A 25,720-nucleotide genomic window follows, 5' to 3' on the forward strand; every position below is an offset into this window, starting at 1 on the left:
ATTCTTATTAGAAGGTATCTTGATCACGTAATAAATGAATATTACCTTTTCGTCTTAAAAAGCCCGAACGGTCAAAATATTCAATCAGCTGAACGGTCAATTTACGTCCCCACTGAATCTCATCACGCAACTGATTTACCGATACCGAACCGTTTTGTTCCACAATCTCTTTTACTAATTGAGCCAATTCAGTCATTCTCTCGCTTAATAAGAAGCGATCTTTCACAATCGGGATTAAGTAGCCTAATTTTCCGGCTTTATATAATAAGTTTCGCATTTCGGTTTCGTCGCAACATAATTCCGTGGCAATATCACGAACCCAAAGCGCTTCGCTTTTGCTTTCGAATAGCGGTCGAATTTGTTGCCAAAGTTGCAATTCCTCTGCCGAAAATTCGATACGATGATTCGGTAAATGAATCCAACCTCGGGTTTGTACCAGTTGTTTACTTTCGATTAAGTCGTCAATAAATTGATAAGCCAGCGGTTCCGGCTGATCTAACACGACGATACGATATAATCTCGCTTTGGTTACGCCTAATTGATCATTATGATTTTGATGATATTCACTGAGTTTTTCGATAATTCTTTGTTGAATTTGTTGCTTAAAGTCTGCGGTAAAAATCCATTTCGACTGCACGTCGAAACCCTGTTCAGCCAACTCTTGTGCAAAACATTGCTCACGCCATAACAACGAATCCAGCTGTTCCGCACGATTTTTTAAGTAAAGCGAAATGCGTTGCGAACAAGCGGTCGTTTTTGCCAAATTTTTTACCAAAGCAAGGCGTTCTTCCGTTCGTTTGTGGCGTTTCGGCGAATGAATTTCCAAGACTTCCGCCCCTGCCAATGTTTGGCTGTCATCCCCGCTACGAATAATCAGTTTATCCGTTACTGTGATCGCCAACGGCTCGTCTAAAATAATTTCTGCAAAAGTTTCGCTGTTTTTAACCGCTTGTTTTTCGGTTAAGAGATTCAACTTGCCGGTCACGTGCGAAGCAAAATGGTATAAATGCACAATATGATTTTCTTTTAGGTTTTGTGCAGTATGCATTTTAACGGTAATTCTATCGGTAAACTGCGGCATCAACTCAGTAATCCAATCACCGCGCTGTATCTGCTCTTTTTCCGCATTGGCAAGATTCAAAGCTAAACGTTGCCCTGCCGTACCGATTTCCGCCGGCTGATTTTGTGCGTGAATTTGCTTAATTCTAACTTTTTGACCGCTTGATAAATAAAACTCGTCACCGATTTTAACTTTACCCGCTACCGCCGTTCCGGTTACAACTAAACCGGCACCTTTGATATTAAATACTCGGTCAATCGCATATCGAAACGGTTTTTCAAGATGAGCCTGTTGTCGGCTTAATTGAATTAACTGATTTCTTAATGCCTCAATACCCTGACCGGTTACGGCAGAAGTGAGGAAAAACGGTGCATCGGAAAGAAACGGATAAGTCGCTTTAATTTTCGTCATAAGTTGTTCGGCTTGCTCCGCCGCCACGCGATCCGCTTTCGTCAAAATCACTAAGATATTGGTAAAATTCAATAAACGCAGAATCTCTAAATGTTCCGCCGTTTGCGGCTTAATCCCTTCTTCCGCCGACACAATCAATAACGCATTTTGTACACCGCCCAGTCCGGCAAGCATATTTGACAGGAATTTTTGGTGTCCCGGTACGTCGATAAAACCGAGAATATCCTCTTCAATCGGCAAATAGGCATAACCTAAATCTATCGTTAAACCACGCTTTTTTTCTTCCGGTAAATGTGCCGTATCGGTACCTGTTAAGGCTTGTAATAGGGTCGTTTTACCATGGTCCACGTGTCCGCTGGTAACAAAAATCATGCTTCCTCCAACATATTTAACAACTGTTCAAACTGTGCCGCCGAACGCACGTCCAACCAAAATTTTTGCTGAGCAAATCGCCCGATTATCGGACTTGGCAAGGCTTTAAATCTTTTTTCTAATTCAAGTAAATCGCTCTGTTTCTCGGCAAAAACCGTGACCGCAACCGAAGCTAAGGTTTCGGTCGGTAACGAGCCGCTCCCGATCTGAGCAAGACTCGGTTCCACTTGCAAAATATAGCGAGAATCCAACCGCTTGTTCAGCACCGCTTTTAAACGTTCCGCTTTGTTCTGCAAAGTTTCAATTGATTGAGTTAAAAGCTGAAACGTCGGCACTTCATCGGTTAATTTTTCCGGGAAAAGATAATGGCGAAGTGTCGCTTCCAACCCCGATAAAATCACTTTATCGCAACGCAATACCCGCTTGAGCGGATGCGATTGAAGTGCATCAATCAATACCTTTTTGCCGACAATAATACCCGCTTGCGGCCCGCCCAATAGTTTATCGCAAGAAAACGAAACCAAATCGACGCCCGCCGCCACTTTCTGTTGTACCATCGGTTCGGCCGGCAAGCCGAGTACCGCCATATCCGTCAGCGAACCGCTACCCAAATCACTGATAACCGGCAAATCAAATTCTTTCGCTAATTCCACCAATTCTTCTTCCGAAACCGATTTGGTAAAACCTTGAATATGGTAATTACTGGTATGCACTTTCATTAAGAAAGCGGTATTTTCATTAATGGCGTTGCGATAATCCCGTAAATGGGTTCGATTGGTCGTGCCGACTTCAACTAATTTACAGCCGGCTTGCGCCATAATATCCGGAATACGAAACGCACCGCCGATTTCCACCAGCTCGCCGCGAGAAACAATTACTTCTTTGCCTTGTGCAAAAGTCGCCAACATCAACAATACCGCCGCAGCATTATTATTGACAATACAGGCCGCTTCCGCACCGGTAAGCTGTTGAATTAACTGAGAAATATAAATATCTCGATGGCTGCGTTTCCCTTCGTCAATATCAAATTCCAACGCAACGTTATTTCTCATCGCATTGGTGGCGGCGGTAATCGCATTTTCCGACCACAATCCACGCCCTAAATTGGTATGTAACACCGTACCGGTCAGATTAAACACGGTTTTGCTAGATACCATACGCTTTTTTTGCAGATTTTGTTCAATCAAGCTAAAAATGGCAGACTGTTCGTTCATAAACGCAGGTAAACATTGCTGTTTAATAATCTGTTCACGTGCGTTTTCTATCAATGCACGCGCTTCTTGAACAAAGGCTTGATGTCCGAATCTTTCAATTAAATCAACACCTTGAGGACTCTTGATTAATTTATAGATCGCAGGAATGGTACGAAATAATTTTTGCATAGTAAAAAATGTTAAGAACTTTTGGACAATTCTAATAAATAAAGTAGAATACCGCTACTCTTTAAAGGAAGCGAGTCACCTCCGGTGAGGTGGCAGGACTTCAAATCCTGTTGAGGACGCCAGCGTTCTTGGGTGGGTTCGACTCCCATTCGCTTCCGCCAATTATTTCCAATTCTATGACCAAATCTATTTGTATCATCACAGGCAGTACCCTCGGCGGAGCGGAATATGTTGCCGATCATCTCGAAAGTTGTTTAAAAGCGCAAGATTTTACCGTCGAATTATTTAATCAAGCGACCTTAGCGGATATTCAACATCAAGCCTATTTAATTGTGGTAACTTCAACCCATGGCGCAGGCGAATTGCCGGATAATATCAAACCGTTATTTGACGAGTTGGCGGCAAGCGATTTGGATCTCAGCGGTATGAAATTCGGTGTGGTCGGTTTAGGCAGCACCGATTACGATACTTTCTGTCATTCGGTGGATATTGTTGAAAACGGTCTAACTGCCAAAGGTGCGAAACAGGTATGTGAATCGGTTCGTATTGATGTGGCAAATAATTTTGACCACGACGGCACCGCAGAAGCATGGTTGCCAAGTTTTGTTGAGAAACTTTAAAACTCCTTCCAAAACAAAGAGTTAGTAACAATCATTACTAGCTCTTTTTTTAACAAGCCTATCAAATCTTTCTGATACTGGCTAATAATTGCTCTCATTCAGCCATTATTTTTCTATATAAATCATAAATAACATTTGGTTTTTCTTACCATTTCCTTGCAAAGATACTTTTACGGAAAATATAATATCTTTACAAAATATAAGTAATATATTAACTTAAACCTTTTAAATAGTAATGGATTTCATTTTTGTTTGATGAGATTTATATGATTGAGAACTATATCATATACTTTAGGTTTGCTATTTATATTTAACGATTTCAAAGGGAAGAACAGTGGAAAGTTTTCTACAAAAGATGAAGAATATTATAAAGATGTTCTTATTTTATATATTGATCTATTTTGTATCCTTAATATTATCATCTATTTTTAATATACATGTAGCTTATGTTTATTTTAGTCTATTAATTTTAAGCTATCTTCTTAATCAGCATAAACAAAATTTATTTAAACATTAGAGAGTAGTATGAAAGAGTTTATTATTTTGATTTCTATAATTATAATTCCAGTCATTATTGTTAAGTTATTAGATTTATCCATATTTATAAGAATATCTAAAAATAAAAAACAAAACGAACTATATCAAATAATATGTTACATAACTATTATATTAATGATAACCATATACAAAAATAAATTTTAATTATATAGGAAACATATATGAAAGACTTAAATATTATTAGACATATTTATTATCAACCATTTTTTCTATTACACCGTTCAGCAAAAAGGTCGGAATTTGTAAAAAATTTGCAGATTCCGACCGCTTTTTTACGCTTAAAGCATCGCTTTTAACGCTTCGGTGAGTTGTTGATAACGCTGATATTTTTGTTGGTAAGCGGCAAAATTTGCCGGATTCGGTTGTACTTTTAACATTTCTGTTTTCAGTGCTTGTACTTGTGAAATCTCTGCGCCGGTACCTTGCATTGCCATTAATGCCGCGCCTAAACAGCCGGTTTCTTCCACTTGCGGAATTTCCAATTGCATACCGGTTAAATCGGCAAGCATTTGTAGCCAAATCGGAGATTTGGTCGGTCCGCCGGTCACACGTAATACGTTTGCATTCGGGAAACGTTGCTTCATACGGTTGAGGTGGTGCATAAGGCTAAACAGCACGCCTTCATAAATCGCCTGTAATAAATGCGCTTGACTATGATGCGCTTGCAAGCCGTAGAAGCCCGCTTGCATACCTAAGCCGGCATTCGAGCCGTATAAAAACGGCACAAATAACACGGAACCGGCTGCCGGCGGTAAGCTCGCCACTTGTTGATTAATTTCCGCATAATCCAATTTCCATTGCTTCACAAACCATTCCAAATTGCCGGCGGAAGTCGGGCTGGCCTCGTGGACAATAAATTTGCCTTCATCCGTATAACGACCATAGACAAACGGCAGGGTTTGAGTCGGGTCGATGTTGTCGGTAATGCCGCTGACAACCGACCATGTGCCTAATACCGCATTCAGTTTGCTTTCGCCATCTAAGTCGGCACAACGTGCAGTGGAAACTACATCAAATAAACCGCCGACCACCGGCGTTCCCACCGCTAATCCGGTTAGTTTGGCTGCCGCTTCGGTAACATAGCCGGCAATTTGATTCGGCTTAATTACAGGCGGTAGCTTTTCTAAAATATTTTGTAAACCGAGTAAATCGGCAAGCGTCTGGTCGTATTCGCCGGTTGCCATATTGTAGAGATTACTTTCGGAAATATTGGTTTCTTCGGCAAATAATTCGCCGGTTAGACAGAATCGTAAATAGTCGTGCGACATCAGGACCGAGCCGATTTGCGCATAACGTTCCGGCTCGTTGTCTTGTACCCAACGTAAAATCGAAACAGGATGTCCGGTCCATAACGTCTGGCGGGTAATCGGATAAAGTTTTTCCGGAATACCGTCCGCCTGCCACTGTTTCACAATTGCAAGAGAACGTTGATCGGAAGACAGAATCGCTCTGCCGAGCGGTTGGTTTTGCTGATCAAGTAAAAACGCGCCTTTACCTTGTGCCGAAATTCCTACCCCTTTGATAGCGGTCGGATTTACTCCGCTTTTTGCAATGGTTTGGCGTACTACCTCGGCACACACCTGCCAGAGTTGTTGCATATCACGCTCAGCATAGCCTGCGGTTTCGCTGATTACCGATACATTTTCTCGATGTAACGCCTTAATATTGCCTTGATTATCAAAAAGTGCGGCTTTAATAAAAGTGCCACCGCAGTCAATGCCAAGAGTATAGTTCATTTTATTTCCCATAATTATGAGGACGAAGTTCGTCCGTTTTTGTAAAAAATTTCGAAAAAATAACCGCTTGTAGGACGAAATGGTTTGCCTTCGTTGTCGGACAAAATGCCGTACGGCGGATCGGTAAACCAGATTGTGCCGTCCGATTTGACGGCCACATCATTCGGCGAGTTAAGCCGGTTACCGTGCTCGCAGGTAATCAGGTTGTCGTTGGCATCAAAGGCATTGCCGTTGGAAAAGTGCGACGGCTGGCGGAAAATTTGCGTGCCGGTTTCGGCTGTCCAGCGGTACATCGTGCAGCCTTTCACATCGCTGAAATAGAGTGCCTGTTGAGCCTTGCTCCAAGCTGGGCTTTCTGCCCAGATGGCTTTATCAAAAAGTTCTTCGATTTCAAAAGTGTTGCCGACCAACTCTGCAAAACGTGGGTCGGAGATTTAGGGGATAAATTTCTTGCTCATTTTTTATACTGAACTCCGTTTTTGATTCTGCCAAATCGAAGAAATTATTTCATTTTTCATTACAAGCGGTCAGATCTTGCAAAAAATTGCAGTATTATGTAGCAATTGCACAAAACCCAAAATGCAATCTTAACCGCAGTAAAATTTTTGATGCTCTTAACTCTAAAAACAGAGCTAAATCGTTATTGGCGACATTACAAAAGAAATCCTAATTGCAAATAATCAACCGAATACCCCAGTAAATCGGACTTATGTCAAGAATGTTCATGCTGCAATGGATAGGCTACTCAAGAAAGGTATTGTAGAACGACAATCAGATAAAGCACATAAAGAGGCTTTATGGCGATTAAAAACCGAAAAATAGTGGCTATGCTCTACGCAACAATCTCTTTTAAGCGCCACTGAATTACCTTAACTAACGGTTTTTCTTGCAATTTCTGCCACTCAACAATTCCTTTCCCTTGCAACCGTCTTAATGCATGTGAAAAGCCAGTCGCAATCGAATGATGTTGAGATTTATGTGCAATTCTCCCTTCAATTTCAAATGCCTTAAACATTATCTCTTTTACAGACATCCATTGATTTGGGTAATGCTTAGCCTTTTTCGCGAAGTATGTTCAATGCGAGTTTATAATAGAGGTCTTTTTCTGTTTTGATGACACGGTGATAAACGACTTTTTAGATAGGTTTGTTGTAAAAGAATAAATTCAGCTTTAGGGGATTTTTTAATATAACATTGAATAGTTCTGATTGAAAATTGACATTTTTCAGCTAATTGTTTATAGGTTTGTTTTCCTATTGTGTAATCAATTCAAATATTTATTGGATTTAATTTCTTTGTGGAAGAAAAGGTTTTATTGCAGGGCGAACAAAGGTATCTCTGAATATTATTTTTCTTTCCATGCTTTTAGATATTGCTCTTAAAGCAAAAAGGACAGTTTTTTGTGCATATTTCAAAAAGCGGGCTTAAAGCCTTGTGCCATAAGGCTCTAGCTCACTTTTTACAACACTTTTGTCTACTATGCCTTTTAGAAACTAAGGTACTCTAAATTAGAATTTCATTTCGAATGAAACAACATAATTTCTACCGGGCGCTGCATACCTTGCATAGTCTTTTACGTTAGTATGCTGATGAATTGCATTAAGCGAAGATTGACGTACGGATTCCCAAGTGGTGTAACGATAATTCATCAGGTTATATACGCCAGCTCGTACCGTTGTATGTTTCCAAGGGGTGATATATCCCGTTAAGTCAAAGGTATGCCAAGAACGTGTTCTTTTCTTCGTGGCAGTTCGCTCATAATTGGCAAAACCGACTTGTTCATTACCTCTTAACTCATTTGGATTTTTTCCACTGGAGTGTGTCATTGTTAGATTCACGCCCCATTTTTCATCTGGCTGATCGTACCCCACTCCTACAACATAGCGAGCAGGCTGAATGGTATCTAACAATGGAGAACGAATATTCATATACCCTTGATAGTTTTTCACCTCTTTTACTCGCATTTTGCTATAAGCCAATGTTGTGTAAATGCCCTCAGGAATTTTATCAAATACCCCATTCCAATCTAGCTTACCAATAAGATTAATGCCGTCCAATTTAATATCTTGCACATTAAAATAGTTAATCATTGATTGAGTTTGATGCATTCTTTCTGCTGGAGCAATTAACTGCTTATAGTCATTTTTGAAATAACTGACTTCAACGACACCAAAATCACCTTTGAAAGTCGCAGCAACCTCTTGGTTTAAGGATTTTTCAGGAGATAACTTCTCTGTTTTTTGGTAAGCATCGCTGGAGCCTTTCATTGCACCATCATAACGTAAGCCAAATAGCTCTTGGAAACTTGGCACTCTAAAGCCAGATGATGCTCGATAAGAGAGCGATAGGAATGACGTTGGTTTTGCGACTATGCCAATATTCCACGCACTGTTTTTATAATCGCCTTGATTTGCCCAGCGATGAGTGCTACGGAATTTATGCTTATCGAAACGGTAACCCAAACCAATATCCAAATACTTGGTTATGGCAAAATTATCTCTCAGAGCGATGTAGTGATTATGCCCTTTGATTTTACTTGTAGCACAATCAGCCCTACCTGCAATAGTGCCACTATAATCACATTCATTTTTACTATAAATTGCCTGATCTTTTAGCTCATAGATGTAAGGTGTATCTTTATAACCGTTACCTCTGATACGATGCCAAGTTCCCACAGAAAATTCACTCAAAATTTCGTGGCGTTTTAAGGTGGAATTGAAACGGTCTGAACCTAATAACATATTTAATTGATGTTTACCCAATCCCGTTTGTACGGTTTTATCTAACGAGAGCTGAATAGTGTCGTGTTTTTCTTCATAAGAACTTTGCTCATTTTTAGTTGAAGACCAAAGTTTATCAAGAGTTGCACGGCAATTCTTATCTATGGTTGGATATTCGGAACAGTTGTTCTCTCTCAAGCGGGTAGATAAATTAATTTTTTGCTGATCGAAACTCAAGGATAGTCTATCAATCAGACGATTTCCATCTTGATTGGTATAACGATATAAAGCACCTAAGCGATCACGAGTGTGCCACTCGTCAATAAAACGAGCTTTTGCCCAACGTAAACCTTTTGATGATTTCACACCATCTTCCGTAAAGTAGTCAATAGCAACACCATCTAAAGCATTATCACGATATAATCCTTTAGCATTATTCATTGGATACCAATTTCTACCAGTTCTAAGTAAATCCGATGGTTGCCAATAAGCGGTATAGGTCATATCTCGGGTGTCGTAACGCTGTTTGCTATGTTCATAAGTACCAGCGACATAATGTTTCGGAGAGAATGTGTATCCTAATTTAACCAGCCAAGAATCAGATTTATATTTAAGCGGATCAGGTAAAGCTCTATATTCACCAGTGTAATCCTGAGCATTTAGACGCTCTGTAATATGTTTTTGGTTCTCATAAGCCTGTTTTTCCTCAGGAGTATATTCAGGGTAAGAACGGAAAGATGGCGTATCTTTTGTCACCCTAGCCATCTGTTTCGGCGTACAATCTAACGTTGGACATTCATCTTTAATCAAAAACCAGCCATAAGTATGTTGATTATTCGTCGTCGCAGTATATCTATTTGAGGTATCAAGCTCGTTGGTTTCCACTCCTACTCGGGTGATATTCTGAGAACGACTCTCTGCATCTTTATGAGCTTTCGTTTCCTTACCATCACGGTGAGTGTAAATCACAAGAGCATCAAAGCCATTGTGAGTACCCGCAAAAGCAAGTGAGTTTAACCATTGTTGATTTTTGCTACTGTAGGCACTTTTGGTATCTAATCCCCAAGATTGCCCTGGCTTAATAATGTCGCTTACCTCTTTGGTACGGAATTGCACCGAACCGCCTAGTGAGCCACTACCAAACTCAGAAGAACTAGCCCCTTTACTAATTTGGATCGAACGCAGATTTTCGTATTCTATTTCATTAATGGCACCGCTTGAGGAACGTGAATATTGGCTTACATAGGATTGAATCTGTGGCAAACCGTCTAATGCCAAGCCCACACGATTACGATCTACCCCGCGAATTGAGTAGCCTGTAGTCGCACCTCTCCCTTGTTCTACGACAGAAATACCGGGGTCGTAACGAGTCAGATCTCGTATTCCTAACACTTGCTCCTTACTAAGAGTATCTGGTGTTTTAACTACTTTCCCTAAGCCTGTGACTTCGTTCTCTTTTTTATGTGCTTTCTTTTTGGTACCTGTGACATAAACATCATTTAATTGTACCGCTTGTTCTGCATAGCTTTGTACGGCAAATAGGCTAAGAAGAGCAAGGCTAATCAGATTTAATTTATTTTTCATAGCAAATTCCTTATTATTTTTCTATTTGTCGTTTTGCACCAAAGACAGCGCCAACACTGCCATTGTCTGATTTATGATGGAATTGTCCGCCAAGTTCTCCAGCGGTTGGACCATAGAAGCCACCATTGACTTTTATATCACTAAATACCGCATTTCCGTGTTGGCTAGAGCCTGCATCTAAAGCAAAGCCACTATCAGAGGTTTTCGCACTGCCGATAAAGCCATTACCATTAATTGTCGCATCTACGGTAAATACAGGATTTACACCGCCTTTATCAAATAACTTACCGTTTACTTTTTTATCACTAAAATTAACATCAAATTCAGTGCGATAGCCCGATTCTCGATTATTATCTGCTTCCGCTATCCAGTTCGTCCCTTTAGATACGAGTGCATCCCAAGTTCCAACATACTTATAGTTACCTCCTGCGGGCATTTTATCCGTTGCAGTACGTTCACCTTGTAGGAATAAACTATTATCTTTAACTTGTTGTTTGCCCTCTTTTTGCCACAATTGACCAAATTTCATATATTCCAGATTACTACAGCAAGCTACGGCTACCATTGTTTTGCCGTTGATTTCAACCGTTTTACTATTTTTAAAATTGACACCTGCTAGATCTATTTTTTGTCCATCAATAATTAAAACAGAGGCATCACCAAAATTGTTGAGTTCTTTAGCATTAAATTGGGTTAAATCAATTTTAGTTGCATCAATGATTCGTTCTGTGGTCGTCTCGCCGTTTTCACTTTTAGCTGCAAATACTGCAAAGAGAGATTTATTATTTGTGAAAAACTTCCCTGCCATTTCTTCAGCTTTAGGACCATAGAATCCCCCTTCAAGATAATTTGAATCAGTAAAGATCGGATCACCTGCTTTTTCTGCTTTGGCTTTTCCCCTAAAACGGTTGCCTGCAATATCAGCTTCAATGCTATAGCGTTTCGTTACTTCTTGCGCTTTATTTCTGTTGATATAACCATTACGATATAAACTACCTGTCAATTTTTTGTTATCAAAATCTACTGCAAATTCACTAGAATGAGCTACCCCTTTAACTTCATTATCACCTAGTTTTTCACCAACTTTATGATCTCGATTGACAGTTTCTGTAATAGATGTTGCAGATACATTTTTACCATCACCTGAAGTGTCGAATCCATCTATTTCACGATCTAAATTGATGTTACTTACAAAATCCCAAGTACCTTTATAACTTATGACTTTTCCTTTTGGTAACTCTTTTGATGGAGTAACTCCAAGGTAATAGACATAGCCATCTATACCCTGTTTAAAAACATGGAATCCTGAGTCATTTCGTCGTATTTCATTGAAAGACCCATCATAAACATAACCTGAACGAACATATTTGAGATCTCTATTCTTATCAAGCCTTTTACTATCGTGAGAATGATAAACATCATTGCTCGTTGTTTTTCCATTTAGCTCATCTAAATGAGGGATTATTTCTACACTCTCTTGGTATAATTTCGTAATTTTATCTTCGGATAACTCAACAACTCTCTCATTCCTTTTCTCTCCTGTTTCTGTTTTAGGAGCCTTATTTCGCCGTAAAATTTGAGTTTCATACCCCAAAGCAGGCTCCATCAACTTATCTAATTCTTCCTTTGTCTTTTTCTTCGTTTCCTCATCTTGATAAGAGGTTGTTGCTTTTTCTGCTTTTGCAGTTTGATTTGGCCGGACATCTTCTAAATCAAAACTTCCTTTTCCGCCAGAACAAGCGACAAGAAACAGCGAAGTAAACGCTAACGCATAGGGATTAAGTTTAAAATGCATATTGCCTCCAATATAAAATTTCTGCTTTTATTTACTAGGTTGAGTCACAAAGCCTATTTTCGTTAGCCCGACGTTTTGAGCTAATTCAAGGACTTTCACGATATGTTGATATTCCACGGAAATATCCGCAGAAATAGCAATAACGGTATTTTTATTTTCCTGAAATTTTGTCAGAAAAGATTGTTTTAATTCTTCTTCATTCACTAGCTTCTCGCCTAAATAAATGCCCGTAGGATTAATCGCCACTCTGAAGATATCTTTTGGCTCATCTTTTTTCTCAATACTGGAGGTTGGTAATTCAAGTGGAATAGATTGGGTTAATATTGGCATTGTGATCATAAAAACAATTAATAACACCAACATTACATCAACTAATGGCGTAACATTAATTTCTGACATTACCGAATTTTCATTTTTATCAAAACTTCCAAATGCCATTATTTATTTTCTCCATAGTGATGTAATAAATAGATAAATAACTCGTTTGCGTAATGATCTAAATCTTGAGAAAGATTACGGTTAAGGCGAGCAATTAAGTTATAAGCAAGTACTGCCGGAATTGCGACAAATAGTCCCATTGCTGTTGCAACTAATGCTTCTCCTATAGGTGCAGATACAGTTGCGATACTGACTTGTCCTTGCTGACTGATGTCCATAAGTGCATTAAAAATTCCCCAGACCGTTCCAAATAACCCAATGAACGGTGCAACCGCACCAATAGAAGCAAGTGCAACTAAACCACCATCATATTTACGAAGGGACTGTGTTATTGCATTTCGTAAATGTAAGGTTAAAAAATCTTTAAAAGGAAGTTGATGAGATAAATTATATTTCCCATTTAATTGATAAAGTTCGCATTGTTTAAAAGCGGTTTGCAAAATTTCAGAAATATCAGACCGCTTATTTTGAGTGTATTTCTTTGCTTGATTCATATTTTCATCAGATTTAATACGATTAAATGTTACCTGATTGTTTTTCTTTACTCCGATTATTTTAATTAATCTTATTAAAATAATACTCCAAGATAAAATACTCATAAAAACTAATATGAAGAAAGATACCGAGAGTACAATATCTTGTTGTTTGATAAGTTCTGTTAAATTCATAAATTAATTTCCTCAAATAATTTAGGCTGCTGCACCACATTTAAAATGAATATTGAAAGTTACACTGCCTACAATAGTATTCCCATTAATTTTTGCCGGTTGATACGTATGTCCTGTTGCCATTCTGCTAGCTTGGTTATCTAGGCGCTTGATGCCTGAAGAAGATAAAATTTCAACATTGATTGCTTTGCCGTTTGCTCCAATAGTAACTTTCAATTTCACACTACCGACATCATCAGATTCATCTGAAATATCAGAGCAACGCCCTCGCATTGCATTGCCATAACCAGCACCAAGGGAGGCATCGACTTTGGCATTTCCATAGGTTGATTTGCTTCCATTTATACCATTTGGATTTCCTTGTTGGATCGGCTGCTGAGTACGACTGCTTTTGTTTGTTGGAGAAACATCTTTCTTTGTCTCATGTTTTTTCATGATCTTTTCAGGCGCTTTTTTTACTTCCTTTGAGGGAGGCTTTTTTTTAGGAACTGCTAATTTGGGGGCTAAGTTTGACTGAGTCACATCTTTTACTGTAGTATTTAAAAATTCTTCAGGTGGTTCTGCTATTTTAGGTTTTAAGGGTGTATTTACCGTAAGGGACTCTTCAACACCTAAATTAACTTCTATCATGTGTAAATTTTTTAGTCCTCCAAAGAGAGCAAGATTTTTGTCCCAGGAAAATCGTGAGATTGAATATGCTACTCCTAGATGGATCAGACTTACAGCCAAGATGATAAAAAAATGATAAAAACTTCTTTTCATATCTCTATTTTATTTTTACTTGCATCTTAAGTTAATGAAAATCATTATCGTTTATTTTAAATTGAAAATTGTAAGATTTGCAAATGTTTTTTACTTTTTATGTAAATAATGTTTGTTCGGGCTAGATTTGAGGTACTGTGAGCTGTGTGATTAATGGCTATAGCGAAGAGTATCAGTTAGGTTAGTTAGGGTTTTATGATCTAATTACGTTAGCGTAAGATTCAATAAACAGTCTGTTTTTGTAAAATTTCCACAAAAACAGATCGCTTGAGCGTATTTGTTATGTTAATCCAATAAAAAATGCTAATAAAATTGGCACGACTAAGTTGATGATAAAGCCAAAGCTGATGGCTAATGGCACAACTTGAATACTACCTGACTTTTGGATAATCGGCAACGTTGCATCTAATGCGGTTGCGCCACCGAGTCCAACAGCGGTCGATGGAAAGTAGCGCATAAAAAATGGGATGGCAAATAAACAGAAAATTTCACGAGACAGTTCGTTAAAAAATGCAATGCTGCCGTACATTGGTCCTCAGGCATCATAAACTAATACGCTTGAAAGAGAGTACCAACCAAAGCCAGAGGCAAAGGTTTTAATTATCGACAAATCTAATACACAAGCACAAACGTTGTCCCCCATACGAGCCATGTGGGGTTTACGCATTCCTCAGAGGCTCCGCCTCTGTCCTAAATTATAGCGACTGTAATTTCGCCCATACGGTGTCATCTACCGGAATACCATTTGCTTTGTTATCCGCCAGAATTTGGGTAAATTCGTGACCCGGTAAACGTACAGCCACTTCTGGGTCTGCACGCTCTGCGGTGCGAACGTAATCCATAATACGGTTAAGTTTTTCGTCTTTGGTTTTGCCGTCAATCAGTCTATCGACTTCAATTGCAATAAACACCTGGGAAACGCAGTATTCGTCATCTTTATCTTCGGTAACCGCAGCAGTGGATTCACCGTTAGAAAGCAGGGTTGCGATCATATCTAACACAATCGATAAGCCCGAACCTTTCCAGAAGCCCATTGGCATTAAGCGGCGGTTTTTCTCCACGGTTGCCGGATCACGAGTTGGGTTACCGTCATCATCAAAACCCGCATCAACAAAGGTTTGGCGACCGGCTAAGCGGTGCACTTCGAGCATTCCGTAGGAGTACATTGAGCAAGACATATCGACCATGGTAATTGGCGTAGTTGGCACTGCAACAATTAACGGGTTAGTTCCGATACGGTACTCTTTCTCCCCCCAAGGTGGCATAACGGCTAAAGCGTTTGTCCAACAGATACCGATATAGCCTTTTTCCGCTGCTTGCCAGCCGTAAGAACCACCACGCATCCAGTGGTTTGCATTACGCAACGCCACCACACCGATACCGTTTTGTGAAGCGAGTTCCATCGCTCTGTCCATCATTTTTTTCGCAGTGAGGTTACCGATGGCTTGATGAGCGTCCCATTGTTCGATTGCGCCCAATGAAAGCACTTTAGTTGGTACTGCTTCAGGCACAATGTCGCCATTTTCTAGCTGCTGAATAAAACGCGGGAAACGGTTTACCCCGTGAGAATAAGCACCGGCTTGAGTCGTATCAGCAAATACGGTTGCACACTCTTCAGCAATTTCTTCACGCACATTACGGGAAAGTAAAACGCGTTTAAACTGTGCTTTTAAATCTTGATAAGAAACTCTCATTGGACACCTCTACTTTATCTCGTTTCAAATAGTAAAATGATATTTCATAAGTTGCGCTTAGTTAGAAATGAAGTCAACTAAACCCATAAAATAAAAGTTTTTTATAATCAATAAGTTATAAAAATTTTTGTCAATTTGTGACGGAGATCTCACTTTTCAAGGCTGATTTTTTAGGCTAAATTAACCGTGAAGCAAACGTTTTCGAAATAAAAATAAAGCAGAGGAAAGAATGAAAAAAGTATATGTAACGCACGGTTATACGGCGAACCCGACAAGAAATTGGTTTCCGTGGCTTAAAAACGAATTGGAAAAATTAGGATGGGAATGTGAATGTTTAGCGATGCCGAATTCCGATCAGCCGAATCCGCAAGCATGGCTGGAACATCACCAAAATACACTTCAATTAGATGAAAATACCTTACTCATCGGACATAGTTTGGGCTGCATTGCGTTACTGAATTATCTTGCGGTAACGCAGCAAAAAGTAAAAACGGCAATTTTTGTTTCCGGCTTTTATGAGAAATTACCAACTTTGCCGGAATTAGATAGCTTTGCAGATTTTTATGCAAATCAGACCGCTTGTTTACCGCAAAAGTCTTACGTCATATCTGCATTAAATGATGTTGTCGTTCCCCATTCGTTCAGCGATCGATTAGCGCAATACTTACAAGCGGATTATATTCGCTTGGCAACGGGCGGGCATTTTATCGATCGAGAGGGAGTAACGGAATTACCGGTTTTATTGGAACTGTTAAAACAAATTTTGAAATAGGCACAAGCGGATGGCTTGTGCCAAAGTGAAAGGGATTGTGAAGTTAGGCACAGACTGAGAAGATTTTATAGTTTGTGTTTTCACTGTTAAGTATGGACAAGACCGCATTGGCTAATGCTTTACGGCTCATATAACTGCCGGGCAGTTCAGCCGCATTTTCAATTAAACGAAAGGTTTCGCCTTCGTCCGTATTCAGCCCGCACGGGCGGAGAATCGTCCAATTTAGCGCACTTTCACGCAGTAGGTTTTCCGCCTGTGTTTTTTCTCGTAACGCTTCTCCCAGTACTTGTTTCCCTCGTTCGTTACGCTTACCCCAAATTTATTTTCTTTTAAACCGGTGGAAATATAAGGGTGAGTATGTGCATCCACATCCGGATTTACACGCAATGAAATCGGTGCGATTTTACCTAATTGACCGGCAACTTCATTAATGCGGTGTAACTCGGCGATGGATTCGATATTAAAACAACGAATGCCGACTTCCAATGCACGTTGAATTTCGCTATGTGATTTTGCCACACCGGAAAATACCACTTTGCTCGGCTCGCCGCCGGCGGCAAGTACACGTTCAAGTTCGCCTTGCGACACAATATCAAAGCCCGAACCGAGGCGTGCCAATGACGCTCAAGCGTAGCACGAGAATAGATATAAGCCGGTGTACCGTATTGATTGATGACTTGTATTTACAAAAAATCGGATAAATCCGACCGCTTGTTATACGTAGATTTTGAATTACCGTGGTTAGCAATTATTTTGTTTGTTGTTGAGCCGGTTGCTGCTCGGGAAAATAGAGCGGGCCTTTTACACCGCAGGCAGCCAACCCGAACGATGCGATTAACACCGCCAAAAGTAATTTTTTCATCATAAATCCTTGAGAGTAAATCGTCCGTTGATTCTAAAACAAATTGCGGTAATGAAAAAGTAAAAAAGCCGTTTCGCCTGTTTTTAAATAATCACCCAACAGCCACGCACGGCAAGCCGTACGTGGTTACGATCAGCCTACGGCTGAGTGAGCCATGCTGTGGCTCCAAATTTCTTTACGATGGCGCTCGTCTTCGACGAATGTTTTTATTTTCCTTATATATCGATCATTCACCTGAATCTATTGAGAGACCAAAGCTATTCGAAAGATCATAGCTTGTTAATATCTAAAGGAAATCCCCCTCTTTAGTAAAGAGGGGATAGGGGAGATTTGGCAGAATTAAATAACGAAGAAAATAACAGCTTAATGTCTAAAAAACGAAAAAATAAATTTGATTAAGATAATGTTAAATTGAGTGGAGTATATAAATATTGAATGGATTTTAAATAAGATTAAATATAAAAGGCTTATTTTAAACAGACAATTTAGACATAATTTCTTATTCTTTGTTCATTAAAAATAGTAATAATGTGGTCTAATTTCAATTATACAAATTAATAATAAAATGAAGTTGCATATTACTTAATCTAAAGTTGTGTGCATTTTAGTCATTGTTGTATTGCTACATTAAGGAGCATTTTATGAAGAAAACATTTTTATCAAAAGCACTTATCGCAATTGCTGCGTGTTCAGTCTTTTTCTCTGCTACTGCTGCAAATGCAGAAGCAGGTAAGTGGAGAAAAACAGGCTTCCACTTTCTCGGATTATATCAATATTGCTATACCGCATATCCTTATGATTGTATGTGGTTACGCCCATAATAAACCCTAATTTTATATAAGAGTATGAATAAAATAAGCGGTCTATTATTGTCTGAGGTGCTTGAATAGGATGATAAACATTGATTTTTCTAGCTTGTAGTAAGCCGCTTATTTTTTCATAAGATATCTTAGTCACATCTGTCGGGATAAATTGATTATTCATAATAACTCACTTTAAGGAGATCATGAGTTATAAAAATTAACTCATGATGTATAATAATTAAAAATATAACCTATTACTCTGTTTCCATAGTATTTTTACAGTAGTTTTTCTGTCTTCTTTCTTCTTCGGAATACACAACCTCTTCGCTCATATTCAAGAGTAATGGTCTTTCCCAAAAAATATCTTTTTTTACCACTTTTGCGGGGGTACCCGCTATAACACAATTATTAGGAAACTTGTTTCGTACAATTGAGCCTGCTCCGATAACTGAGCCGGAGCCTATTGCCGAGCCAGATAAAATTGTTGCTCCATATCCAATCCAAACATGGTCGCCTATTTGAATATCTTTAGACATATTAACTCGTTTGCCTGTGTTTACATCGTAAATTGGATGAGCATCATCAGTACGAATTTGATTATTTGTTGCAAACATACAGTCTTCACCTATAGTTAGTTGAGTATTTTCTGCAACAGTAATATAAACAGGATTTGTGCTACTAGAGTTCTTACCAATTTTTAAGGTGCAGCCAAAACCTAACCGCCAATGCCCTACCATTCTTACATTCTCATCAATTATAATAGTATTATTATTACCTCGGCATTCTATAAATGTATTTTTTAAATTTGCTTTTGGGGAAATAAGAATTTTATTGTTTGATCCTAAAAATTGGAAATGTACGTTGACTAACCCTATAGGTGCTGAAATTTTATTATCCATATCATCATAATAGTCTCCTGAAATAACGTTCTTTTGTTTTGTATTTTGTATTAGGATATTTTTTAGGTAATCTTCGGCATTTTTAACTAAAATATAGAATATCTCACATGATTCATTTAAGGAATAGTTTTCTATATTATGGAAGAATACATTATTTCTTTCTGACAGTCTAAAGTTAGGTATTATTTCATTTATGTCTTTTAATTCTTCTTTATCTCGTCTATATAAATAAATTATTTTGTCTTTAATATTTAAACTTATTGCTAGGTTATATTTATCTTTTGAATGAGGTGAGTTGATTATTTTCTCCCAATAAATGGATTGTTCTTGATATATTTTTATATCATACTCAACTGGTAATTCATTCTTTATCTTTTTATATATTTCTTTAATATTCATTATATTCTCCGTAAAATAAAAGCTAGACTAAGGTTAGCCTAGCTTTATTGTTATTTTTCAAAATAAACAATGTTATTTACTACATGTAATGTACATTTGTTATTCGTCATGATCTTATTTAACTTTGTTGTCAGTGGCAAGCAAGCTGATTTATCCGATAAGTTAATGTTAATATATACACTATATTTACCTGGAGGAATATCAGAAATATCAATACCTTTATATTGATATGTGGTAAACCAACCCTTATCATAAATAACTAGATTTTCTCCATCAAACAGCTCTCTTGTTAATTGCGGTTTATGTGTCTTAGCCAAGTTTTTAACAATATTATTCCTTTCTGATTTAAAAATTAACTGATATTCCACATCAGAATATTCTACCAAATCATAACCTCTTAAGATTGCAACTCCATCAACAAATAGCAAATTATCTTTAATTTCTGCCTTACGTAGATCGATAAATGGCTCTCCAGTTATTTCTTTTGGAGGGAGAGGTTGAATACCAAAGAAATTGACTTCGCCGTTATTAAATCTAGGAGTAGCTTCAGAGGCTAAGGAATAATAAATTCCTAATAATAATGCTGTATGATGAGATTTAATTTGATTATGCTCTCTTGCAAAACAAGAAAATGTTTTTAATAAATTAAAGTTACTGTATTTTCTTAAGTCATTAAGAATAGTTACAATTTCAGTTGGAAATTGAATGTCTGATTCTGATGTTAATAAGTAAATGTTTCGATCTAATTTTTTATCTTGTTTTAACTTTTGAGTAATTAATTTATCTAAATGAGAAACTCTTGTTGGTGTAATTTTTCCCATCATGTGTTCTGCTACGTGTTTCCAATGCTTAACTACATAACTACCTATTTTTGTTTGAGGTACAGTTGCAACGATATTGGCTACAGGCAATTTCAGCCCATAATATAGAGCTGCAGATCCTCCCTTTGAAAACCCTGTAACAGTTATATTATCGAAAGTTAATCCTAATTCATTTACTTTATGATAAATAAATTCCGTAACGGCATCTTCTACGGAAAAAAGCATATTAACACATAAATAATAAGAATACATTCCTTCGAAGTTATCATTAATCCAAATTACATTTGCGGGACAATCGTTTAAGGCATTTCCAAAATCATAATTTCCAGGTGTACTATTTAAAAATCCTGAAAAAACAAAAATTAGATGTTTAAAATCGAATTTATTTTTCTTTTCCTTGTAAATAATAGAAACACCATTACTTGCTTTATATGTTTGCTCTTTTAGCATAAATGTCCTTAAAAGCCCCTTGAGGGGCTATATATTTAGATGAATTTTTCAAAAAAGATAGAAAGATTTTGTTGCTTATTTTTGTTAGGGAAGATAGAAATTATTCCTCTATAACAATATTTAGATAGATCAATATCTTCATATAATAGGGCTGTTTCAGCAATTAATTCCCAATATTCATAGGGATGTTCTTCAGTCGGTTTTATATGATTCTGATAAACATATGCAATATCTCCTAATCTATAATGAGCAAGCATTAATGGATAATTGAATTTTTCTTTATCTTGTAATGCCCAATTGCTAGCATATTTAACTAATTTTTTCCATAACTGATTTTTAACAAGAAAGGAAACATATTCTTTTTTAAAGAAAGTTCGATCTTTAAACTTCTCACTTAGAGAACTTTCTACTAATTTTTCAAATTCCTTAGTGTTATTTCCTTTAAGTAAGGAAAGAGCATATTCCTCTAAACTCTCTGCAGGTAGATTGTCAAGTTCTTTAGCAAAGCATTTATTAAGTTGATCAATACATTTTGTATAATTTCGTCTTGCATATGCTAGGTGTGCTATTTCGATTCGAGACAATGGAAATGCAGCAGAGTGTCTCTCAAATGCAACTAAACAATTATGTGAGGAGGTAAAGTCATTTAATTGACAGTAAGCTCGAGCAAGCAATAGCTCAGGCAAATATAAATCTAAGTCTTTTTTACTTAACTCAGAGAGCTTACTTTCAAGTAATGAGATTACGCTAATCCAATCTTGGTTTGCAAAAGCAACCCAAGCTTTGAAAAGGTACTTTTTATTTTTATCAATAATTTTTGATAACTTATTTGCTGTTTTTTGAGTACCTTTTGCATTATGTAAATAGGCATTAGCTTTTAATGATAATACTAGTAATTGTTCATTTGAAAGTATGATTCCTTTTAAATGATTTAACACATCTTGCCATGCTAATTTTTGAGAACATATAGTGGCTTGTAGGACTGCTTTTTCTTGTTGATTTAATAAAGGAGAAGCTAGTAGTACTTGCATTTTCTCTTTATTGTTTGAAGCTATCACTGCTTCAAATAACACACTCTTAGCAAATGAATGATTAGGTATTTCTGCTAATAAAGCTTCAGCACGAGAGATAACTAAATTCCAGTCTTGAGCTTTGTAAGCAGATTCTAAAGCATTTAAGATAATATTTTTATTAATATCTTTATCCGGCATATCTAAGTTAATAATAGCTTCATAAACACGTTGGCAATTATTCGTATCCCGATATTTAAATGTTTTTTGTATACGAGATTGATAAATATTTATGTAATCATTTTCACCGTTTACGAATTTATCTAGGTGAATAAATAAATCATCTAATGTTTCAGCTACAGGACCAAATCCATCTTTCTCGTATTCAAAGTATCCTTGTTGATATGTATGAATTCCAGATCTAAATTCCTCTTTATCAAATTGGTAATAGATTGTTTGTTTTCCTAGAAATGCCATTTCAAATGCAATAGATGAATAGTCCGTAATCAATAGATTTGATTGTTGGAATAAACTTTGCATACTTTCTCTTGATATTGCACTTTTCCACACATCAATATATTGGGGGATGTTAAACTCATTTAAATATGGTTCAATATTAGGGTGTGGTGCAAAAATAACTTTATATCCTAAATTTTTAATTAAATTTTTTAATTCCTGACTATGTAATAAATTATACCAAGCTTTAGCATAATTTGTTGTCATAAAGGCTTTATTTAGCTCGCGTGTATTGGCTCCTTTTCCAATTTGAGTCCCCATAATATAATGTCGCCATGTAGGTACGATGAGAATTGTCTTAGCTCCTTTTATATTTCCAGATAGTAATTTATCATGGCGAGGAAATCCTGTTAAAAATGTTTCCTTTTTACCAATTTTATATTTATTTAGTTCTTCTACTATTGAGTTATATTCAGGAATAGTCGCCGTAATTACTCCAGATAAATTCTTTTTAGTATTGAACCATTGAGATAAATCATCTTTAGTTATACCATGCTGTAAAAATATAAATTTTTTACTAAAATCATAATTGTCGCCAAAATAATTATTAATATGAGCCTCTAAATGGCTACTAATAATTTTACTTGCTTTTTCTAATCGTCTTTCATATTCAATAGAGCCAAATTCAACTAAATTAAATTTATCTTTTTTCAATCTTTGCCAGTCAATTGAGCTCTTATTCAAAACAAAGTAACATCTTTGCTCAGGATGATGAGTCTGCATATAACGGTAGAAATGTTCAGCATTATCATCTGCTTTTGTTTCTCTATCCATTAAAAGCCAACTGCCATCGGTTAAATATTTAGCTTGCGGTGTAAATGCTGATAAGATTTTATTAATAGAAATACCTTTACTGAAAAGAGTACCTTTAACAGATATTCTCATCATTAGACCATTTAAAGAAATAGTTAAAATATCATCCTCTTTTTCAAAAGGAATCCAGCTTCTTTTTTCATAGGTAAATAATTTCTCATTAAAAGTATTTGTTACTGTTTTTTGGTAAACAGGTAATGTATCTCTACCATTTAACCTAAAGGAATTACAATCATCAAAATAAGTAAAGTAACTAATAAGAATTTGCTTTTTCTCACGGTCAATATTTTCTATATATGCAATTTGAAAAGGAGGTCTTTGATTTTTAAATGCTCCAATCATACCTACTTTATGAAAGAACCAAGCTCCTGCAATATTAAATTGCATAATATTTTCTACATCAATATATTCGAATACTTTATCATAGAGTTGATAAAATTTAGCTTGATCTTTTTCAGATAGGAATCTTATTTTTTCTGGTCTATTTAATAGATATTGAATATACCAATACATATCATAAAGAGCCGTTTTTTGAATGTTATTAGGAACATATGATAGTTTGTTATGGTATTTCTGTAACATTGGAATAAAACCATACTCTAGTACGTTTTTATATTTCTCAGGCTTTTGCCAAGAAGTATCTAAAGTTGAAGTACCATCTTCACGTTTTCGATAAAAATAGACAGGTTTCTTTAAAAATAAAGCATTATAGTGTTGTAATTCGAATAAATAATCAGAAATAAATTTACCATCTTCAAAATTTGGTTTTACTCTATTATCAAATAATAGTTGATTACCTTGTATTACAGAGGTTCTAAAGAAACTTGTTGCTACAGATAAGTTTAAATTATTATTAAGATCTTTAATTGATAAACAATTAACATCTTTTTCAAATCTAAATTTTAAAGGATGTTTATCAGTAATAATTTCTTTCTTTTCCATAAAAAATAATAGATTACATACAATCATTGCAATATTTTTATGTTCTGATAACTTTTTATCTACTTCTAAGAAATAATTTAGGCTAAGAAAATCATCTGGATCAATAAAGGTAACCCATTCTGTTTGTACGTATTTTAGTCCTAAATTACGAGCAGAGGCTTGCCCACCATTTTCTTTATAATAATAGTGGATATTATTTGGATATTTTTTTTGCCATTTTTTGATGATGTTTGCTGATGAATCTTTTGAGCCGTCATCAACTAAGATAATCTGTATGTGTTTTTTAAATGATAAATTTTGTTTAACGATACTATCAAAGAAATCATCAAGATATTTTTCTACATTATATACAGCGGAAACAATCGTAAATTGATGTTTTCCTTCATATTTAACAGGTAAATGTTTTTTTATTTTTATAGAATGTTTGAAATACATATCACTAAAAAACAACTTAGGATCACGCAGTAATTTTCTAAATTTACGTTTTACTTTATTCATTATATTATCCTTAACTGTAATAGGAGTTTAAAAAAGAAAACAATTGATTTTGATAGTTGTTAATACTTTTTTGACTATTAAAATCATTTGCGCAAAATGAATTAGGCTGTTCGCCTATGTTTTTTTTATTTAAAAGTTTTTTATATTGTGTAAGTGCATTTGGAGATCTAATATTAAAATAATAACAAATATCTATTTTAGGCATTGCTTTCCCTTCGAAATACATTAACCAAGGAATAAGAAAGTTTGCAAAATTTAAATCGTTATTTGTTCTTAATTTATTGGGTAAAAATCCAAGAATTTCTTTCTCATAACGCCGCCATGCCAATTCATACATACTTTTTTTCAATGGGATATAAGTGTGTACAAGTGGTGAGTCAATATTTGTATTGTAATATTTGTTTAGTAAGCGAATACTATATTCCGAAGCAGAAAGAGTCGGTGTAATAGTTCCTCTGTTACGCATTTGAGTGAGGCTTTTTTCCGACATAAATATAGAGGCAATACCATTTGCTTGGAAAAAGTGTTCAGCTTGTAGTTCTCGTGCAATAAAAACATCATCATTAAAATAGATAAAATTCTCGCTTAAATTAGGAATTTTATGTAAAAATGCTTCAATAACATGGGAATTAAACGTTGGAAGATATTCTTTATCTATAATATCTTGATGATCGATTAGTGTAATTTTTTCTTGTCTCGTCTCATCCAGCCACTTTGGCTTTTGATTATCTGTTATAATAAATATATGCCTAACCCAAGGCATATATTTAAGTACAGCATGTACTGAATAATATAATTCATTATGATCTTCAAATCGGGCGATATCCGTTGCATATAGAGCGGATTTCGCTTGATAATTTGGTGCATATTGGGAATATTTAGCTTGCCATGAAGGATCAGAACCATCTACCCAAGTAAATACCACATCAATATTAGTTTGTTGCAACGTATTCTTTTGGATAATCTTATCTAATTTTTGGTTTGCTTCTATTAAGTTAGCTTCTTCAGATTCTGAGAAGGGAAGTTCCGTATTTTTTATAGGGTACTTTTTATTTAGAAAATCCCTAAAAAAAATATGTGGATTTTTTAGTAACTTAGAAAATTTTCTATTCATTTTGTTCATTATATTATCAAT

At 36.3% G+C, this 25,720-nt stretch carries 19 protein-coding genes, 1 tRNA gene and 4 pseudogenes; 4 read left to right on the top strand and 20 right to left on the bottom strand.

Going from position 1 to position 25,720, the window contains the following annotated elements; all coding sequences use genetic code 11:
- Positions 1 to 7 precede the first annotated feature (7 nt).
- Positions 8 to 1,843 (bottom strand): selenocysteine-specific translation elongation factor, encoded by a 1,836-nt coding sequence (gene selB / locus DRF63_RS08580; RefSeq protein ID WP_005598885.1) that lies wholly within the window; start codon positions 1,841 to 1,843, stop codon positions 8 to 10.
- Positions 1,840 to 3,225: an L-seryl-tRNA(Sec) selenium transferase gene (gene selA / locus DRF63_RS08585; protein ID WP_005598886.1), complete on the bottom strand. Its 1,386-nt coding sequence runs from the start codon at positions 3,223 to 3,225 to the stop codon at positions 1,840 to 1,842. Before selA ends, selB begins: the two co-directional genes overlap by 4 nt.
- Before the next feature lie 66 nt (positions 3,226 to 3,291).
- Here selA and DRF63_RS08590 point away from each other — a divergent pair.
- Positions 3,292 to 3,386, top strand: a tRNA-Sec gene (locus DRF63_RS08590).
- Positions 3,387 to 3,401: 15 nt separating this feature from the next.
- The gene (gene mioC, locus DRF63_RS08595; protein WP_005598889.1) at positions 3,402 to 3,845 is read left to right on the top strand and encodes an FMN-binding protein MioC; all 444 of its coding nucleotides are present in this window, start codon (positions 3,402 to 3,404) and stop codon (positions 3,843 to 3,845) included.
- Between the two features lie 836 nt (positions 3,846 to 4,681).
- On the opposite strand, the gene DRF63_RS08605 is transcribed toward mioC, so the two are convergent.
- The 11 genes and pseudogenes from DRF63_RS08605 to yiaK form a co-directional block, all read right to left on the bottom strand.
- Positions 4,682 to 6,139 (bottom strand): FGGY-family carbohydrate kinase, encoded by a 1,458-nt coding sequence (locus tag DRF63_RS08605; RefSeq protein WP_043991901.1) that lies wholly within the window; start codon positions 6,137 to 6,139, stop codon positions 4,682 to 4,684.
- An 83-nt stretch (positions 6,140 to 6,222) separates the two neighbouring features.
- A pseudogene (locus DRF63_RS08610) lies at positions 6,223 to 6,573 on the bottom strand (SMP-30/gluconolactonase/LRE family protein); the annotation flags it as partial.
- A 398-nt stretch (positions 6,574 to 6,971) separates the two neighbouring features.
- Positions 6,972 to 7,154, bottom strand: a complete 183-nt coding sequence (locus tag DRF63_RS08615) for a hypothetical protein (protein WP_005598897.1) — start codon at positions 7,152 to 7,154, stop codon at positions 6,972 to 6,974.
- Positions 7,155 to 7,408: 254 nt separating this feature from the next.
- Positions 7,409 to 7,483 (bottom strand): hypothetical protein, encoded by a 75-nt coding sequence (locus tag DRF63_RS11460; protein ID WP_414973569.1) that lies wholly within the window; start codon positions 7,481 to 7,483, stop codon positions 7,409 to 7,411.
- 164 nt (positions 7,484 to 7,647) lie between these two features.
- Positions 7,648 to 10,443 (bottom strand): lactoferrin/transferrin family TonB-dependent receptor, encoded by a 2,796-nt coding sequence (locus DRF63_RS08620; protein ID WP_005598899.1) that lies wholly within the window; start codon positions 10,441 to 10,443, stop codon positions 7,648 to 7,650.
- A gap of 13 nt (positions 10,444 to 10,456) precedes the next feature.
- Positions 10,457 to 12,238 carry a transferrin-binding protein-like solute binding protein gene (locus tag DRF63_RS08625; protein ID WP_005598902.1) on the bottom strand — a complete coding sequence of 594 codons (1,782 nt, stop codon included), beginning with the start codon at positions 12,236 to 12,238 and terminating at the stop codon, positions 10,457 to 10,459.
- Between the two features lie 27 nt (positions 12,239 to 12,265).
- Positions 12,266 to 12,676 carry an ExbD/TolR family protein gene (locus tag DRF63_RS08630; protein ID WP_005598906.1) on the bottom strand — a complete coding sequence of 137 codons (411 nt, stop codon included), beginning with the start codon at positions 12,674 to 12,676 and terminating at the stop codon, positions 12,266 to 12,268.
- Positions 12,676 to 13,344, bottom strand: coding sequence for a MotA/TolQ/ExbB proton channel family protein (locus DRF63_RS08635; RefSeq protein WP_005598908.1), 669 nt, complete (start codon positions 13,342 to 13,344; stop codon positions 12,676 to 12,678). The genes DRF63_RS08630 and DRF63_RS08635 overlap by 1 nt, the downstream gene beginning before the upstream one ends.
- Before the next feature lie 21 nt (positions 13,345 to 13,365).
- A complete protein-coding gene (locus DRF63_RS08640; protein ID WP_005598910.1) occupies positions 13,366 to 14,106 on the bottom strand; it encodes an energy transducer TonB in 741 nt (246 codons plus the stop codon).
- 280 nt (positions 14,107 to 14,386) lie between these two features.
- A pseudogene (locus DRF63_RS08645) lies at positions 14,387 to 14,731 on the bottom strand (LysO family transporter); the annotation flags it as partial.
- A 70-nt stretch (positions 14,732 to 14,801) separates the two neighbouring features.
- Positions 14,802 to 15,800 carry a 3-dehydro-L-gulonate 2-dehydrogenase gene (gene yiaK, locus DRF63_RS08655; protein WP_005598913.1) on the bottom strand — a complete coding sequence of 333 codons (999 nt, stop codon included), beginning with the start codon at positions 15,798 to 15,800 and terminating at the stop codon, positions 14,802 to 14,804.
- Positions 15,801 to 16,029: 229 nt separating this feature from the next.
- Between yiaK and DRF63_RS08660 the strand changes: the two genes are divergently transcribed.
- Positions 16,030 to 16,572, top strand: a complete 543-nt coding sequence (locus DRF63_RS08660; RefSeq protein WP_005598914.1) for an RBBP9/YdeN family alpha/beta hydrolase — start codon at positions 16,030 to 16,032, stop codon at positions 16,570 to 16,572.
- A 43-nt stretch (positions 16,573 to 16,615) separates the two neighbouring features.
- Here DRF63_RS08660 and DRF63_RS08665 read toward each other — a convergent pair.
- The 3 genes and pseudogenes from DRF63_RS08665 to lptM form a co-directional block, all read right to left on the bottom strand.
- A pseudogene (locus DRF63_RS08665) lies at positions 16,616 to 16,888 on the bottom strand (NAD(P)H-binding protein); the annotation flags it as partial.
- Positions 16,855 to 17,255 (bottom strand): annotated as a pseudogene (locus tag DRF63_RS08670) (diaminopimelate decarboxylase family protein); the annotation flags it as partial. The pseudogenes DRF63_RS08670 and DRF63_RS08665, both read right to left, overlap by 34 nt.
- 65 nt (positions 17,256 to 17,320) lie before the next feature.
- On the bottom strand, positions 17,321 to 17,434 hold the full coding sequence (gene lptM, locus DRF63_RS08675) for an LPS translocon maturation chaperone LptM (protein WP_039709326.1): 114 nt from the start codon (positions 17,432 to 17,434) through the stop codon (positions 17,321 to 17,323).
- A gap of 641 nt (positions 17,435 to 18,075) precedes the next feature.
- On the opposite strand from lptM, the gene DRF63_RS08680 reads away from it, so the two are divergent.
- The gene (locus DRF63_RS08680) at positions 18,076 to 18,255 is read left to right on the top strand and encodes a hypothetical protein (protein ID WP_039195556.1); all 180 of its coding nucleotides are present in this window, start codon (positions 18,076 to 18,078) and stop codon (positions 18,253 to 18,255) included.
- Between the two features lie 236 nt (positions 18,256 to 18,491).
- On the opposite strand, the gene DRF63_RS08685 is transcribed toward DRF63_RS08680, so the two are convergent.
- The 4 genes from DRF63_RS08685 to DRF63_RS08700 are packed head-to-tail and all read right to left on the bottom strand — an operon-like array spanning position 18,492 to position 25,708.
- On the bottom strand, positions 18,492 to 19,535 hold the full coding sequence (locus DRF63_RS08685; protein ID WP_005598918.1) for an acyltransferase: 1,044 nt from the start codon (positions 19,533 to 19,535) through the stop codon (positions 18,492 to 18,494).
- Positions 19,536 to 19,585: 50 nt separating this feature from the next.
- On the bottom strand, positions 19,586 to 20,806 hold the full coding sequence (locus DRF63_RS08690) for a hypothetical protein (protein ID WP_005598919.1): 1,221 nt from the start codon (positions 20,804 to 20,806) through the stop codon (positions 19,586 to 19,588).
- A gap of 35 nt (positions 20,807 to 20,841) precedes the next feature.
- Positions 20,842 to 24,585 (bottom strand): CDP-glycerol glycerophosphotransferase family protein, encoded by a 3,744-nt coding sequence (locus tag DRF63_RS08695; RefSeq protein ID WP_005598921.1) that lies wholly within the window; start codon positions 24,583 to 24,585, stop codon positions 20,842 to 20,844.
- A gap of 10 nt (positions 24,586 to 24,595) precedes the next feature.
- The gene (locus DRF63_RS08700) at positions 24,596 to 25,708 is read right to left on the bottom strand and encodes a stealth family protein (RefSeq protein WP_005598923.1); all 1,113 of its coding nucleotides are present in this window, start codon (positions 25,706 to 25,708) and stop codon (positions 24,596 to 24,598) included.
- Positions 25,709 to 25,720: the final 12 nt, after the last annotated feature.

Origin of the sequence: Actinobacillus pleuropneumoniae (assembly GCF_003290385.1) — a bacterium.
Classification (GTDB): domain Bacteria; phylum Pseudomonadota; class Gammaproteobacteria; order Enterobacterales; family Pasteurellaceae; genus Actinobacillus; species Actinobacillus lignieresii.